The organism is Segatella copri (genome assembly GCF_019249655.2).
Classification (GTDB): domain Bacteria; phylum Bacteroidota; class Bacteroidia; order Bacteroidales; family Bacteroidaceae; genus Prevotella.
The window spans coordinates 280,893-296,749 of sequence record NZ_CP137557.1; the positions used below are offsets into that span (position 1 = coordinate 280,893).

At 48.0% G+C, this 15,857-nt stretch carries 10 protein-coding genes, 2 tRNA genes and 1 pseudogene; 3 read left to right on the plus strand and 10 right to left on the minus strand.

The genetic code is table 11. From position 1 onward, the window contains the following. Window positions 1–222 precede the first annotated feature (222 nt). Complete coding sequence (locus tag KUA49_RS01090; RefSeq protein WP_218412116.1) at window positions 223–804, plus strand: type IV toxin-antitoxin system AbiEi family antitoxin domain-containing protein; 582 nt, start codon at window positions 223–225, stop codon at window positions 802–804. A 442-nt stretch (window positions 805–1,246) separates the two neighbouring features. Here the strand turns inward: KUA49_RS01090 and KUA49_RS01095 are convergent, their stop codons facing one another. Then, the gene (locus KUA49_RS01095; protein WP_218412117.1) at window positions 1,247–2,695 is read right to left on the minus strand and encodes an AAA family ATPase; all 1,449 of its coding nucleotides are present in this window, start codon (window positions 2,693–2,695) and stop codon (window positions 1,247–1,249) included. 549 nt (window positions 2,696–3,244) lie between these two features. Between KUA49_RS01095 and KUA49_RS01100 the strand changes: the two genes are divergently transcribed. After that, the gene (locus tag KUA49_RS01100) at window positions 3,245–4,414 is read left to right on the plus strand and encodes an ATP-binding protein (RefSeq protein ID WP_218412118.1); all 1,170 of its coding nucleotides are present in this window, start codon (window positions 3,245–3,247) and stop codon (window positions 4,412–4,414) included. Window positions 4,415–4,618: 204 nt separating this feature from the next. On the opposite strand, the gene KUA49_RS01105 is transcribed toward KUA49_RS01100, so the two are convergent. The 9 genes and pseudogenes from KUA49_RS01105 to rlmN form a co-directional block, all read right to left on the minus strand. Then, window positions 4,619–4,694: transfer RNA gene (locus KUA49_RS01105), tRNA-His, on the minus strand. A gap of 31 nt (window positions 4,695–4,725) precedes the next feature. After that, window positions 4,726–4,801 (minus strand) — tRNA-His (locus KUA49_RS01110). 75 nt (window positions 4,802–4,876) lie between these two features. Continuing rightward, window positions 4,877–5,290: a preprotein translocase subunit SecG gene (gene secG / locus KUA49_RS01115; protein WP_218412119.1), complete on the minus strand. Its 414-nt coding sequence runs from the start codon at window positions 5,288–5,290 to the stop codon at window positions 4,877–4,879. 29 nt (window positions 5,291–5,319) lie between these two features. Continuing rightward, window positions 5,320–6,117 carry a tetratricopeptide repeat protein gene (locus tag KUA49_RS01120; RefSeq protein WP_218412120.1) on the minus strand — a complete coding sequence of 266 codons (798 nt, stop codon included), beginning with the start codon at window positions 6,115–6,117 and terminating at the stop codon, window positions 5,320–5,322. A gap of 37 nt (window positions 6,118–6,154) precedes the next feature. Beyond that, window positions 6,155–6,676, minus strand: coding sequence for an LptE family protein (lptE, locus tag KUA49_RS01125; RefSeq protein ID WP_203040819.1), 522 nt, complete (start codon window positions 6,674–6,676; stop codon window positions 6,155–6,157). After that, a complete protein-coding gene (locus tag KUA49_RS01130; RefSeq protein WP_218412121.1) occupies window positions 6,673–8,040 on the minus strand; it encodes a sigma-54 interaction domain-containing protein in 1,368 nt (455 codons plus the stop codon). The genes lptE and KUA49_RS01130 overlap by 4 nt, the downstream gene beginning before the upstream one ends. Window positions 8,041–8,429: 389 nt before the next feature. Continuing rightward, a pseudogene (locus tag KUA49_RS01135) lies at window positions 8,430–9,518 on the minus strand (PdxA family protein); the annotation flags it as partial. 6 nt (window positions 9,519–9,524) lie between these two features. Then, the gene (locus KUA49_RS01140; RefSeq protein ID WP_218412123.1) at window positions 9,525–10,499 is read right to left on the minus strand and encodes a DUF4837 family protein; all 975 of its coding nucleotides are present in this window, start codon (window positions 10,497–10,499) and stop codon (window positions 9,525–9,527) included. A 211-nt stretch (window positions 10,500–10,710) separates the two neighbouring features. Beyond that, complete coding sequence (gene rlmN / locus KUA49_RS01145; protein ID WP_218412124.1) at window positions 10,711–11,778, minus strand: 23S rRNA (adenine(2503)-C(2))-methyltransferase RlmN; 1,068 nt, start codon at window positions 11,776–11,778, stop codon at window positions 10,711–10,713. A gap of 136 nt (window positions 11,779–11,914) precedes the next feature. On the opposite strand from rlmN, the gene KUA49_RS01150 reads away from it, so the two are divergent. After that, entirely contained in the window at window positions 11,915–15,787 is a 3,873-nt protein-coding gene (locus KUA49_RS01150) for a DUF4922 domain-containing protein (protein WP_218412125.1), read from the plus strand. Window positions 15,788–15,857 lie beyond the last annotated feature (70 nt).

Genomic DNA, 15,857 nt, shown 5'->3' on the forward strand with positions numbered 1-15,857 from the left:
GTCAAACAACTCTTTGTCATCTTGGTGGCAAAAATACAATTTTAAATTTAGAATACTGCATTGTTGCATGTTTTTTAGAGTTTATTATCATCTCAAATATAATTAGGACTCTGAAAATATGCAAAAATGTGCGGTATTTTATGAAATTATCCGTAGAATCTTACCGTATTCTCGAAATTTATTGTATTTTTGCAGCTGTAATGACATTTAATAAGAGGTGAAATGAACAATATAGTTTGCAAAGTAGCAGCACTTGGTGGCACTATCTCCACTGCTGATATATCTCATCTGTCAGAGTATAAACGACTGTTGAGAGCTAAGGAGCGTGGCGACTTGATAAAGTTGCGTCATGGCATATATGCCGTTCCCGATGCTTTGCTTAATACAATGATTGATGTGGAACGGATTGTACCTAATGGTATTGTATGCCTGTACAATGCGTGGGCTTACCATCAGCTTTCGACAACTGTTCCACCTGCTTTTTGTATAGCCATCGCCAACAAGCGGAAGGTGGTGATACCAGATACGCTTCCGATAGAGCTGTATTATTGGAAGAAGGAGAACTTGGAGTTCGGCATTATGGATGCAGAAATTTCAGGGTATCATGTTCGTATTACCGATATGGAGCGAAGTGTTTGCGATGCAGTAAAATACAGGAATAAATTGGGGTTAGATATTTGTGCTGAAGTGATACGCTCCTATCTGAAAAAGCCAAACCGCAATCTCACTCGTTTGCAGGATTATGCCAAACGCCTCAGAGTATTCAACACATTAAAAAATTATCTTGAAATAGCAATAGAATAAAATTGGAAAAAGTAGTTTACCCTTTTATCATTCTTTCGTCTTTGAATATAAAGAACACTAAAAATAGAAGATTATGATAAAAAGTAAGATTTCTGTTGCTGTACTATTTCTGCTATGCCTTTGTTGGTTACCAACACTTTCATTGGCAAAAGGAAAGAGCCATTTTACGGTAGAAGATTCACAATATGGAACTCGCCTTGTGAAATGAGAAGGAAAAGACTCTGTTGTGGATTTTAATAACATCCAAGAGCTTAAGGATGTAAAAGTAATAGGAGAAATGGCTTTTGAAATGAATAAGTACACCGCTTTTGTTAGATGTATGATATAAAAAACAAAGTTCACAAACTTGTGAACCACAACCTTGTGAACTTTTAATAGTATATTGTAAATCAGATACTGAACCTTCGCAGGGTGTTTGGAGCTTACATGCGAAACTTGAGTTTTAAACAAACAATTCGTTCATCGTAATCTGTTTCTGTACGATGTCGCTATGTTTGTTCTGCTTCAATCCGAAAGAAGTAATCAATGTGAGGAGAAGCGATTTGGAAGTCTTCGTCTCTTCTGTGAAGATACGCAGTTTCTCTAGCAACTTCTCCTCATATTCCTTGCTGATTTCGAATTCGCTCTTGTAGAATTTCATCTCACAGATGTTGATGGTTTCATCTTTCCGGTCTATCAGCAAGTCTATTTGAGCTCCCTTTTCTGTGTTGCTGCTTCGCCATGAGCAAACCAAGGTCTGTACTCCCGAAATTCCCAGGGCATGCTTGATTTTGTCTATATGGTTTAGACAAAGCATCTCAAACGACAGTCCTGCCCAAGTATGGTATAGCTGACTGTTCTGGGAGGATGACCAGAAACTGGAATCCTGATACTTGTTATGTCTGATGAACCGGAAGTAGAAGAGCGTATAGAAATCTACTAACTGAAATAAGGTGTTTCGCTTTTGGCGAATGTCGGAAGTCATCTTGTTGGTAGTGCTGAATGGTTCATACAGACGGATGAATCCGCATTGTTCCAATTCTTCCAGTACTGTAGAGAAGGCTCCGTTATCTTTTCCTCCCGATGCTTTGACCAGTTCCTGTCGGGTCATACCCATTCCTTTGGTAGCAAGGGCAGTAACCACGGCGATATGGTCGGCTGATTTCTTAAACAAAGCTCTGTATAAGTCGTTGAATTCATCTTTCAGTTCTGCATTGTCTGCGAAAAACAGCTGGTCGATGTTCTGTGCCAGACTTTTCGATTTATCCATCATAGACAGATAATAAGGTATTCCTCCCATAATCATATAGCATTCTGCTATCTGTTTTCGGCTGTAGCCGAAGTGGTAAGCCTTGAAGTATTCTTCGCATTCGTGCAGAGTGAATGGTTTTACGATCAGATGATGGGTCAGTCGGTTGTGCAAGCCACCACGGTTGCGAATCAGGTTGTTGATCATCCAGGATGTGGCTGATCCGCAAACGATGAGTTTGATGTCGTTGCGCAGTACAGCCCAACTGTTCCAGAAGTTTTCCAGTGCTGGTATGAATCCCGATTTGGCGGTATCCATCCATGGCAATTCATCGATGAATATTACTTTCTTGCCTTCCGGAAGTGTTTCTATGTATTGTGACAAGGCATAGAATGCCAGCAGCCAGCTCTTGAACGTCTGCAGAGAGGTGGAGTGGGTATATTTTTGCAGGGCAATGCTGAAGTTGACAAGCTGTTCGCCTTTGGCAACTCCGTTCATTCCTGTCATGAAGAAGGCAAAATGATCCTCTACGGCTTTTCTGATGAGAAAAGTCTTGCCTACACGTCGTCTTCCATAGACGGCGATAAACTCTGATTTATCGGAGTTTATATATTCATTGAGCAGTTTGAGTTCTGCTTCTCTTCCTATCAGTCTCTGTTCCATATATCTTTCGTTATTTCCTATTTGCAATGAATAATGCAAGCGAGCGCAATGAAAGCTTGCTTCCAAATTGCCGAGTGCAGTTTATTTTCTGCGCAAAGATATAAAAAAATACCCATTAGCGCAAATTATTCGCGGATAATCTGCGCTAATGGTATGAAAAAAGTATGTTAGCGCAAATTATCTGTGCGAAACTGGGGTCTTTTTGAAAAGATAATAAAGCTTAAAATGCAGGCTATTATGCTATATTCTAACATGAAAACTGTATCTTTGCAAAATCTGTCAGTATATTGGCTGCCTGATGGGGCAAAACGGTAGGTAGATGAGAGAATGTGATGAATAATAACTAACTGATAATAATATGAAATCTATTAACTTGATTATCTTGTTTTTGATGGCTGTATTGCCAACCCATGCTCGCGGCAATCTGCACAATCGGTACAAAGTGCACTGAGTAGAGTGCAATTTTTGTTAAAAAGTGCACTGAATTCAGTGCACTTTCGCTATTTATTCGTATATTTGCAGCAAAGAACAACATAATCGGGCAAAAAAATGGAACAGTTACAAACAACATTTGACAAATTGCTGAGAGAAACGAGTACCACGTTTCATCGCTATATGTATAATCGCATCAATTGGGATGCTCGTATGATAGGTCTAATGGGACCAAGAGGTGTAGGTAAAACAACTTTGGTGCTTCAACACATCAAAGAACAACTACCAAGAAAAGACTCACTCTATGTACAGGCAGAAGATTTTTATTTTGCCAATCATAGGCTCACCGAACTGGCAGATTCATTTGCAAAGATGGGCGGAAAGTATCTTTTCATTGATGAAATCCATAAATACAAGGATTGGGCAAGAGAGTTGAAATTAATATACGACTACCATTCCGAACTCCATGTAATGTTTACCGGATCATCTGTTCTCGATATAGCAAAGGGGGCATTTGACTTGAGTCGTCGTGCGCTTATGTACGAGATGCAAGGTCTATCATACCGGGAATATCTGGAACTCTTTCATGGAATCCACTTTCCTGTATGTACTTTAGAACAGCTTCTGCAACAGAATGTCAATATACCGAATGGCTTCTTGCCATTAGAACATTTCGCAGACTATCTGCAACGAGGGTATTATCCTTTTTCTGATGGCGACATCAGGATGTATATTCAGCAAGTGGTCAATGCAACGATAGAAACCGATATTCCGCAATATGCAGACCTTACGGTTTCAACTGCAAGAAAACTCAAAAGGCTACTTGCCATCATCGCTCAAAGTGCACCATTCAAGCCTAACATGAGCCAGATTGGAGGACAGCTGGAAGTTTCTAGAAACAATATAGCCGACCTTTGCACCTATTTGGAGAAAGCTGGACTTATAGGGCAGCTTCGTACTTCAACTGGTGGTATTCAAGGACTAGGAAAGGTAGATAAGATCTATCTGGATAATCCAACGCTCATCTATACTCTTGCAGGAAAGAGTGTTGAGATAGGAACTGTGAGAGAAACTTTCTTTTTCAATCAGACACGCTCACTCATACCTGTAACAGTATCACCTATATCTGATTTCCTGATAGATGGGAAATATACATTCGAGGTTGGTGGAAAGAAGAAAAAGCAAAATCAGCTGCAGAACATAGAAAATGGATATGTAGTAAAGGACGATATAGAGACGGGGTATGGAAACATCATCCCGTTATGGATGTTTGGTATGCTCTATTAGGTGTTATATTCCGTATCTGCAATATTCGGATAAAAAACAAAGTTCACAAGTTTGTGGACCACAAGTTTGTGGACCACAACCTTGTGAACTTTTAATAGTATATTGTAAATCAGGTGTTTAAATGTGTTTGTTTTTTTTGATGCCTGCGGGAATAAACGCAAAAAAAGAGGAAAGCAATGTTGTTTTCCTCTTTTTAAATGTTCAGGGTGGAAGGTGGGACTCGAACCCACGACATTCAGAACCACAATCTGACGCTCTAACCAACTGAACTACGTCCACCATTTGATTTTTATGTTTGCTTAAAGAAATGTGGGTGGAAGGTGGGACTCGAACCCACGACATTCAGAACCACAATCTGACGCTCTAACCAACTGAACTACGTCCACCATTTTTTAAGCGAGTGCAAAGGTACGGAAAAAATTTGGTTCCACCAAATATTTCCGTACTTTTTTACATTTTTTTTTATTTTGCAGGGCTGTTTGGCACTACAGGAGCTGCCTTTTCTGCTGCAGGTGCTGCTTTCTCTGCACCGGCTGCTGCTGGAGCTGCCTTCTGAGCACCGGCTGCTGCATCCTTGCTGGCACCTGGCATAGCAGGAAGAGCGGTCTGCTCCTGGGTAGCACCCTCCATTACGCTGCTCTCGCCCACAGCCTGTGGAGCTACGTAAGCGCAAGCTACGCTGATTACTACCATCAGACCGGCAAGGGTCCATGTAATCTTTTCTACTACATCGGTGGTCTTGCGAACACCCATGATAGAGTTGGTTGAAGAGAAGTTAGATGCCAATCCACCTCCCTTTGACTCCTGGATCAGAACGATGAGTACCATCAAGATGGATACCAGGACGATCAATACTACAAATAATGTGTAAATCATTTTTTTAAAACTAGTTTTATTATTATTATTTATTTTCTTTTCTTCTCGTTAAGCATCAGTTTTTCGAGGAAGCGGAGCTGATCTATATAGAACGCACTCTTCTGTGGATGCTGCTTGTACAGGCGGTCGATAATCTGATAGGCTCGCTCGTACTTGCCCTGCTTGATGTAGATTCGGGCAAGGGTCTCCGTAAAGATACCACCGTTTTCTGAGGCAGCTTGGGCTTCGGAAGAATCTGCTTCTGCAGTTTCCTTCTTCTCTTCCTTCTCTTCCTTCTTCTCCATTACCTCGCTCTCCTGATACTCCTCCTTATCCTTGTGGAGTTTGAATCCGCCTTCTTCTATGAAGTCGTCGATGAGGGCGATGGTTCTTGATGGCTGCTCGTGCTCGGTTTCCGTCTCCGTCTCCATCAGATAGGCCACGTAGTCAACGGCGGCATCGGCTGGCGTTGGCTTGCGCTTCTCTTCCGGTTCTTTCTCCCTTTCCTCTGCTTCGGTTGGGATGGAGTGGAGGAAGTGGTCGATGAGACTGCTGGTGCGGTCGCTCTTCGGCTTGCCTTCCACAGCTTCGTGGCGGTTTGAGTTCTGGCTCTTGAGCTGATAGTGGGCTGCCTCTACCATCTGGAAGATGACCTTGCGGTCGGAGATGTAGATGGCGGCACGCCGCAGTTCCTCGTCGAAGCTCGGGTCGTGGAGCAGGTACAGGTTCTGCAACATCAGAAGGCGAGCCGTCTGATAGTACGGATAGAGGGCCAGGAGGGCGCGCAAATCATAGAGCGTCTCCCGGTTCATTTCCTCAGGATGTTGTATCAATCTGTTTAGTTCCACGATATTATTAACTTTAAACTATTAACTCTAAATTCTACTACCAGTTTGCCACTGTGGCGTTGAAGATCTGGTCAACCAGGTCTTTTACCATCTGCGTTACCAACTCTTCCTGCACAGAGGCGAGGCTCTGGGTGGTATCGTAGGTCTTGGCAGAGGTGAACTGGCGCTCGAAATCCTCGTTGTGGTTCTTGGTGTTGGTGAAGCGTACGTTCACCGTGATGCTCAGCTCGGTCTGGGCTGAATATCCCTCGGCACTCACCGACTTGTTGCGCTGTGAGTATTGGGTAATCTCGCCCTCTATCTTCAGGTCGCCATTGCGGCTCACCTGGCGGAGCTGGGTGTTGCTGGCAAACTTATCCTTCAGTTCGTTGTTGAACATCGGACCCATCGGACCCCATACATAGGAGCTGCGGATAGGGAAGTCGGCCAACTGGATGGTCTTGGTCTTGGTGTAGTCGATGCTGGCACCGTTGAACTTGTAGCTCACGGAGCAGGCTGCTGTGACACCCATCACCAGGACGATGCCTATTATATATATGTACGCGCGTAGATGCTTCATAAATTGTATTTTTTAATTCTTCTGTAGAGCGTTCTGTCGGAGATGCCCAGTTCTTCGGCAGCCTTCTTGCGGTTGCCGTTGTTGCGTTCCAGGGCACGCTCTATCATCTGTCGGCTCAGTTCACTGAGGTTGAGCGATTCGTTCTCGCTCTCATTCTCATTCTCCATGTCCTTGATTTCCTCTGCCTCGATATCCTCGGCATCCCGTCTTGGTTCGGCATAGATTCTGCCTTCCTGCAGATTGCCGAATTCGGAAGGGTAGTGGGGTTCAGACATTCCCGAAACCGATGGGGATGTGATTCCCGAAACCGATGCTGGCATTCCTGAAACCGATGGTACGCCTGAAACCGTGGCTGGAGGCATGCCTGAGATGTTTTTCGGATGGCTGAAGCCATTGGCTCCGCTGAGTCCCCGAGCTTCATCTAGCTGGTCGCGCAGCGATTTCATCTCTCTTCGCAGGTCGCTCACGTTGCCCCTGAGTTCGTAGAGAATCTTGTAGAGCATCTCCCGCTCGCTTTCGTAGCTATGCTGGTCGTTTCCGGCTTGCGGAATGGTGGCGAGCTGGGTAGTTTCCTCATCTCTTGGGATGAACTGCGAGAGGGTTTCGAGATTGATTTCCCTTTCCCGGCTCAGCACCGACATCTGTTCGGTGATGTTCTTGAGCTGTCGCACGTTGCCTGGCCACTTATATTTCAGCATGAGCGCCTTGGCATCCTCGGTGAGTGAAATCTTAGGCAATCGATATTTCTCAGCCATCTGCATTGCGAAGAGGCGGAAGAGCAGGAGGATGTCGTTGCCGCGTTCACGCAGCGGAGGCATCTGGATAGGGATGGTATTCAAGCGATAGTAGAGGTCTTCGCGGAATTTTCCCTCGCTCACAGCCTTGCGCATGTTTACATTGGTGGCTGCCACAATTCTCACATCAGTCTTTCTGATTTCGGTGCCGCCCACACGGATGTATTCACCCGTTTCGAGCACACGAAGCAGCCGGGCCTGCGTCTGTATCGGCAGTTCACCCACCTCGTCGAGGAAGATGGTACCCTTGTTGGCGATGCCGAAATATCCTTCGCTTTCGCCGATGGCTCCGGTGAAGGAACCTTTCTCATGACCGAAGAGTTCGCTGTCGATGGTACCCTCTGGGATACTGCCGCAGTTGATGGCGAAATATCTTTCGCGTCTTCTCGGCGAGTTATCGTGAATGACTCGTGGGATGATTTCCTTACCCACACCGCTCTCTCCGATGATAAGCACGGAAAGGTCGGTCGGTGCCACCTGCAGGGCGACATCGAGAGCACGGTTCAATCCGTCGCTATTTCCGACGATATTGTAGCGTTGTTTTATTTTCTGTAGTTCAGAATTATCCATTTAGCTGCCAAAATTACACATTTTTTTTGAATTAACTGCCTTTTTTGCCCAAAAAGTGGGTATAATAAGGTAGAAAATAGGCGAAAATGTGATATTTCGCCTATTCTCTACGTATTTCGAGCCTATTCTGCTGGTTGTGGAGCAGGCTGTTCTGCTGGCTTCTGAGGAGCCGGCTGCGCCTGTTTTTCGGCAGGATTAGGCTGCTGTGTCAACTTTTTATCAGTCTGCTGGGCAGGCTGAGGGGCATTGTTGTTGGCATTGTTGTTGGCTTTACCATTGTTGCCACCATTGTTGTTGCCGTTGTTTCCCTTAGGGGCATTCTGCTCGTTGTTTCCCTTGGTGCCGTTCTGCTTGTTTCCGCCCTTTGGAGGGAATGGGGAAGGAACGTGCTTCTTTGGGATGGAGAAGCGAACCTTCTCGCTCTCATCACGCTTCTCGTGGTAGAGCTTTGGCAGTGGGTTCTGGTAGGCCTCTTCGCTGGTTTCACGATGGCGGAAGGCATCGAGTGCCAGGAAGATGGCGTGGCGGAACGAGATGGCATCTGCCTCGTTGTAGCCTGCCATATAGTAGCATGGGGTGGTGTTGGCTGCTGTATGGATGATAGGGAGGCCGGCGGTATAGAGCACGCCATCCTCGTTGAAGAGGGAGTGGAATGGCACGGCTGCCTGGTCGTGGTACATCGCCATGACGCCATCGAACTCGTTGTAGTATCCGTTGCCGAAGAAATCGTCGGCTGGGTAAGGACCGAATGCCTGGATGCCCTTCTCGGCGAGTGCATCGATGGCTGGGATGATGATGTTGCGCTCCTCGGTGCCGCAGCTCTGTTCCTCGTTGATGCTTGGGTTGAGGGCGAGCACAGCGATGCGTGGGTTGGTGAGGAGGAAGTCGCGCTTCAGGGTGTGCCAGAGCAGGGTGGTTTTCTCCACGATGCTTTCCTGGGTGATTGACTTGGCCACCTGGGTGAGTGGTGTCTTGCCGGTGACGGAGGCAATGCGCAGGTCGTCGCCTACGAGCAGGCTCAGGGCATGGCTGCCGTCGCCCAGACAGGTTTCGATGTAGTCTTTGTGATCCACGAAGGTGTAGCCTTCAATCTTGATGTTCTGACTGCTTACCGGGGCAGTGACGAGCACATCGTAGAGACCGTCGCGATAGTCGGTCATGGCACGGTCGAGAGCCTTGACTGCTGCTGCTCCTGATTCCGGAGTAGGCATACCCATATCCACTTTCACTTCCTCTTCTATGGCAGCGAGGAGGTTGATTCTTCCATCCTCAGCATCTTCAGCTTTCTGGATGATGGAGAACTGGGCTGGCAGGTTCATCGCCTTGCGATAGTAGGCTGCCACTTTTGGCGAGCCGTAGATGATAGGGGTGCAATACTCCAGCATCTCCGGTTCGTTGAATGCCTTAAAAATGAGTTCATATCCGATACCGTTGGTATCGCCGTGGGTGATAGCCACTTTGATTCTTTTGTTGTCCATGAAATTTTATTTTATAGTAGAAATCGCAGCTTCGAGCTGCTTGATTAATATTTTCTTTTTCATTTCGGGTGCATAGACAAAGGCGATGATGTAGAGGTTATAGCCTTGCTTTGCTGCCTGGCTTGTTTGCCTATGAATGCGATGCATTACGTAAGGCCCTCCCATGGCATCTCCTTTCATCTCCCAGAGTCCTCTTTCTGAGAGATGAGGAATCACCATATACATGCTGTCGGTTTCACCCGGCATATTGGTTCGGAGAATGCTATCAATCAAAGCCTTGTCATTTACATGAAAAGCATTTGAATTCTTCATTCTTCGTTCTTCACTCTTCACTTTCATTATGAGCAGGTTCTGCATGCCCGAACTGGCGTTGTTCGAGATCCAGATGAAGTCTTTCGCCTTTTTGCTGGCGTTCATCGCTGCAGGAATCTTCATGTCGATGCCGAACATCTTTTTGATTTCGTCCTGCATCTCCCTGTTTTGTTTGCTGGGGTTGCCGGAGATGATATCTGCCAGATGTTTCAGTTCCACTTCATCCACGATGTGGCGGAGTTTCTCGCCATTGAGCCTTTCCCGCAACTGCTGTGCCGATTGGGCGGTTATGCGAATGATATTCTGTGGCGCTGCATTCTCGTCGTGGTGAAGTGTGACGGAGAAATCCCGCTCTCCGATATTCTGTTCTCCGAAATCCCGTTCTCCGATATTCACGACGATTCGGGTTCTTACGAGCAGATAGTTTCCCCGGGTCTTGCCCTTCTTTACCTGAATCAGTCGGCAGAGTGGTTCGGGTTGGGGCAGTCCTGTCACATCCTCCGTCAGCATCTTGGTTACGATGCTGTCGGTATCTCCCTCAAGCACCACCTCGTAAGGCATTCCCGTGCTTTTGGGCAGTTTCCCATTTCGCCCTCCTGTGCTGCAGCTTGCCAGGAAGAGTAACAGGAGGCAGCCAGCAAGAAGAGTCTTTAAAGATTCTCTAACCATTTCTTTCCTGGTTTTGTATAAAGCCAAGCCAGAAAGCTGAGAGCTATGATGAGACTTATCGTCATTGTAAATGTAAACAAATTCATGATCTTATTTAAATCCATCAAGCCATTTTTGACCAGGTTTTGTGTATAACCATCCCAATATGCATAATGAGATGATGCAACTCGTAACCATTGTAAATGTAAACATGTCCATACTCCCCCTCCTTTTATTTATGCTTCTGCTCCTCATCCTCGTGCTGTCGGATTTCTCCAATCTTCTTCGAGGTGCTGAGCAAGCCGCAGGCGGCATAGATGTCCTGGCCGCGGCTGGCACGGATGGTGGTGAAAACACCATGCTGGGTGAGGTAATCACGGAACTGCTCCATCTTTTCGTCGTTCACACCCTGCAACGGGATGTCGGGAATCTGATGGAAACGGATGAGATTGAAACGGCAATCCAGACCCTTCACCAGTTTGATGATGGCCTTGGCATGCTGCATGCTGTCGTTCACGCCCTTGAACACGATGTACTCGAAACTCAGGCGGCGCTGATGGGAGAAATCGTAGTTCTTCAGCAACTCCACCACCTGCTCGATACTCATGCCCCTTTCGGCAGGCATCAGTTCGGCACGCTCCGATGGAATAGGGTCGTGCATCGAAATCGCTACATGGCACTCGCTCTCTTCCAGGAATCGCTTCAGCTTGTTCTTCACGCCCACAGAACTTACCGTGATGCGCTTTGGACTCCACGCCCAACCGTAATCGGCGGTGAGAATCTCGGTGGCACGAAGCACATTGTCGAGATTATCCATCGGCTCGCCCTGTCCCATGAACACGATGTTGGTGAGCTTATCCACCTCAGGCAGCGAGTAAATCTGGTTCAGGATGTCGCCGGCAGGCAAACTCCCCTCGAATCCCTGCTTTCCGGTCTGGCAGAAGAGGCAGTTCATCTTGCAGCCCACCTGCGAAGAGACGCAGAGCGTGGCGCGGTCCTTATCAGGAATATACACCGTTTCCACGAACTTTCCGCTTCGGGTAGGGAAGAGATACTTGATGGTACCATCCACGGAATGTTGTGCGTCAGAATATTCTGCGCATCCTATTTCGTATTCGGCAGCGAGTTTGGCACGGTTGGCCTTCGAGATATTGGTCATCTCATCAATGCTCTTCACATGCTGCTCATAGAGCCACTTCGCCATCTGTCCGCCTGTGAAGGCAGGCATGCCGAGATCCTTAGCCACCTGCTTCAATTCGGCAAGTGTAAGGCCCAAAAGATATTTTTTTTCATTATTCATACTGCAAAGATAGTGTTTTTTGCCGAAAAAGTGTTATCTTTGCCACATATTTTAAGATAATAAGTTGAAATAAAGATAAAAAACATAGTTTCAAGCCTCAAAACGGGGTGAAAAACAGAAAATAAGGAACAAAGAAATGAGAGAAAAAATAGACCTTTTCTTGCCATGTGAAGACCTGGAGGTGGCCCAAGAAGCACTCGGAGAACTTCATGACAACAAGACAGTTCAGCATATCAACCTGATGGTGAGCGCCGATTTCGCTGCCCACCATCAGGTGCCAGACGGCTGTACCTTCGTGGTTATCGACCGACTGGAGAGTAGCAACACCGTGGAGAGCATCGCCGAAAATGCCGATGCCGACTTCGTGATGATCTGCACCAAGACCACCCCTATCAGATGGGGCCTCTATGCCTTGGAGCGTTTCCTGCGCACGGCGGATGATACCGCGGCGGTGATGGTTTACTCCGACCACTATTCGCTGGTGAAGGATGATGCATCTTCAGAAAATGCATCTTCTGAAGCAGATGCATCTGATTCGGAAAAAGCATCTGGTAAACTGGAAAAGCATCCTGTGATTGATTATCAGCAGGGTAGTTTGCGGGATGACTTCGATTTCGGAAGTCTCTGGCTCGTCAAGGCGCAGGCGCTGCGCAACTATATCGCCCAGCAGGATAGACAGGAATATCAGTTTGCCGGCCTCTACGACCTGCGTCTCTATCTGAGTAGGGTGGGAGAAATCTTCCATCTGAATGAGTTCCTCTATACCGAGAACGAACTGGATAACAGAAAGAGCGGCGAAAAGCAGTTTGACTATGTGAACCCTAGAAACCGTGAGGTGCAGATAGAGATGGAAAAGGCTTGTACCCAGCATCTTAACAAGGTGGGTGCCCTGGTGGATACCAGCTACTACCGTCTGCCTGATTTCGACGAACAGGAGTTTGAATACGAGGCTTCGGTGGTGATTCCGGTGTTTAACCGAGAGAAGACCATCGCCGATGCCGTGAAGAGTGCCCTGGCGCAGAAAACGGATTTCAAGTTTAACGTGATTGTGGTGAACAATCATTCTACAGATAAAACCGGAGAGATTCTTGATGAAATAGCAGATGACCGTTTGATTCAGATAGTTCCTGATAGAAAGGACTTGGGTATCGGCGGCTGCTGGAATGTAGCCATCAACAGCGACTATTGCGGAAAATTCGCCGTGCAGCTGGATAGCGACGACCTGTATTCATCTTCTGAAACCCTTCAGAAGATAGTGGATGCCTTCTACGAGCAGAAGGCGGCGATGATGATTGGCGCCTACCGCATGTGCGATTTCGACCTGAATACCCTGCCTCCGGGACTCATCGACCACAAGGAATGGACCGAGGATAACGGTTGCAACAACGCCTTGCGTATCAACGGCTTGGGAGCGCCACGTGCCTTCTTTACCCCGTTGGTACGACAGATGCAGTTCCCTAACACCAGCTATGGTGAGGATTATGCCCTGGGACTGGCTTTCTCTCGCCGCTATCGCATCGGCAGAATCTACGACGAGCTTTATCTCTGCCGTCGCTGGGGAGGCAATTCGGATGCCGCCCTGAGCATCGACAGGGTGAATGCCAACAATCTCTATAAAGACCGTCTGCGCACCATGGAGCTGATGGCCCGCAAGCAGATGATGCAGGGCAAGGCGGATATCATGGAAGACAGTAGCATCTCTCGCTTCTTCAACCGACAGTTAGAGAAATGGGCTGATGCCCGCCATCGCTTCCGCGACCTGAAGCATGTGGAAACCCGCCAGCTCTCGGAACTGGTCAAGCTGCAGTGGAACCCTGCCCGCATCGTGAGCACGGGAGCCAAGATAGACAGGAAGACCCTGGGCGAGCGCCCTTGCTTCCTCTGCGACCGCAACCGACCAAAGGAGCAGATGTCGCAGCAGATAGATGAAAACTTCCATCTGCTGGTGAATCCGTTCCCAATCCTTCCGGTGCATTTCACCATTCCGGCCCGCAAGCATCAGTATCAGGCCATCTATCAGAACTATGGCGAGATGCATCGCTTCCTCTCGCTTCACAGCGAACTGATGGTGTTCTATAACGGTCCGAAGTGTGGTGCCTCTGCCCCAGATCATCTTCATTTCCAGGCGGGTACGAGCGGCATCCTGCCGTTGCAGTCCAACTGGCAGCGTCTTTCGCGCAATCTTACTGACGTCATCACTCTGAACGATGAAGAGAAGATAGCCGTGGTTCACGACTTCGTGGTTCCAGCCTTCGTCATCATCTCGAAGAGTGAGGAGAGCGACGAGATGCTCTTCCACCGTCTTTACAGAGCCATGCCGCTGCGTGGCGGAGAGACCGAACCGATGATGAACATCGTGGCTTGGAGAAAGGGCGATGAATTCATCTCGGTGGTGATTCCGAGAGAGAAGCACCGTCCGGAGGCTTACTTTGCCGATGGCGATGCCCAACTGATGGTTTCACCGGGTGCCCTGGATATGTCGGGACTCATCATCACCCCAAGAGAGGAGGATTTCAGAAAACTGACCGATGAGCGTGCCGAGGCACTGCTGCAGGAATGCAGTGTGAGCCAGGAGAAGATGAACAGCATCGTGAGCAAGCTGAAGGTGGCAAAGGAGGCTGAAGATTCCATTCTGGCTACATCTGCCCTATATAATAATGAGGAGGAACCAGAGGTTACCGTGGGCATCGTGAGTGCCCAAAAGGTGCATTTCTCGCTGAACAAGCCTTATCTGGCTAAGGGCGAAATCGTGATTGGCGAGCAGGAGGTGGAGTTCTTCGAGGGAGGTATCATGTGGAACGGTAATCTTTACAGTAAGCTCACCTTCCATCCGCAGAGCGACGACGCCTCGTTCTCTATCAGCGACGTGACCATCGGCGTGAACTTCCACTGGGAGCGCAAGGAGACGCAGACCTTCCTGGGTGCCCTCCGCTTCGTGGTGGAATCGGATAAGATCTATGCCATCAACGAACTGCCGGTGGAGCGCTATCTGGAGAGTGTAATCAGCAGTGAGATGAGTGCCACATCGAGCCTAGAACTGCTGAAGGCACATGCCGTGATTTCACGTTCGTGGCTGCTGGCGCAGATGCAGAAGCGCAGAGAGGTGGCTGAGAGCGGCAACAATTTCTTCTCGTTCACCAAGAAGGAGGATATGCTGATTCGCTGGTACGACCGTGAGGACCACACCCTCTTTGACGTGTGCGCCGATGACCACTGCCAGCGCTACCAGGGCATCACGAAGGAAACCTCGCCACATGTTGCCGAGGCTATCAGGCTGACCCGTGGCCAGGTGTTGCTGGATGGCGGCGAGATTTGCGATGCAAGATTCTCGAAATGCTGCGGCGGAGTAACTGAGGAATTCCAATACTGCTGGGAGAATACGCCGAAGAACTATCTCACGGCAGTGAGAGACATCGCCTTGGGAATATCGGGAACAGAAAATAATTTAGGAACGAAGGCCCCTCTTCCTAATCTTACCAATGAGGATGAGGCAGAGAAGTGGATCCGCTTCAATCCGCCTGCTTTCTGCAACACGCAGGATAAGAAAATCCTCTCGGAGGTGCTGAACGATTACGACCAGGAGACCGTGGATTTCTATCGCTGGAAGGTGACCCTGACCCAGGAGAAGTTGCAGCAGCTCATCGCCGACAAGCTGAAGATGGACTTCGGTGCCATCCTCGACATGAAGGCGGTGGAGAGAGGAACGAGCGGCCGCATCAGCAAGCTGCAGATTATCGGAACCGAGAAGACCTTCACCATCGGTAAGGAACTGGAAATCCGCCGTGCCCTGAGCGATTCTCATCTTTTGAGCTCTGCCTTCGTGGTAGATAAATATGATGCAGATGAAAACGGTGTTCCGCAGCGCTTCGAACTGATTGGCGCCGGATGGGGACACGGAGTAGGACTCTGCCAGATTGGTGCTGCCGTGATGGGCGAGGAGGGCTATCTCTATGATGCCATCCTGCTGCACTACTATCAGGGAGCAGAAATCAAGAAACTCTATCAATAAAAAGAAACACTATCAATAATTTGAATGTTGAATGTTGGGTGTTAAAAGAGGCTACGCTTCTTTTGACACC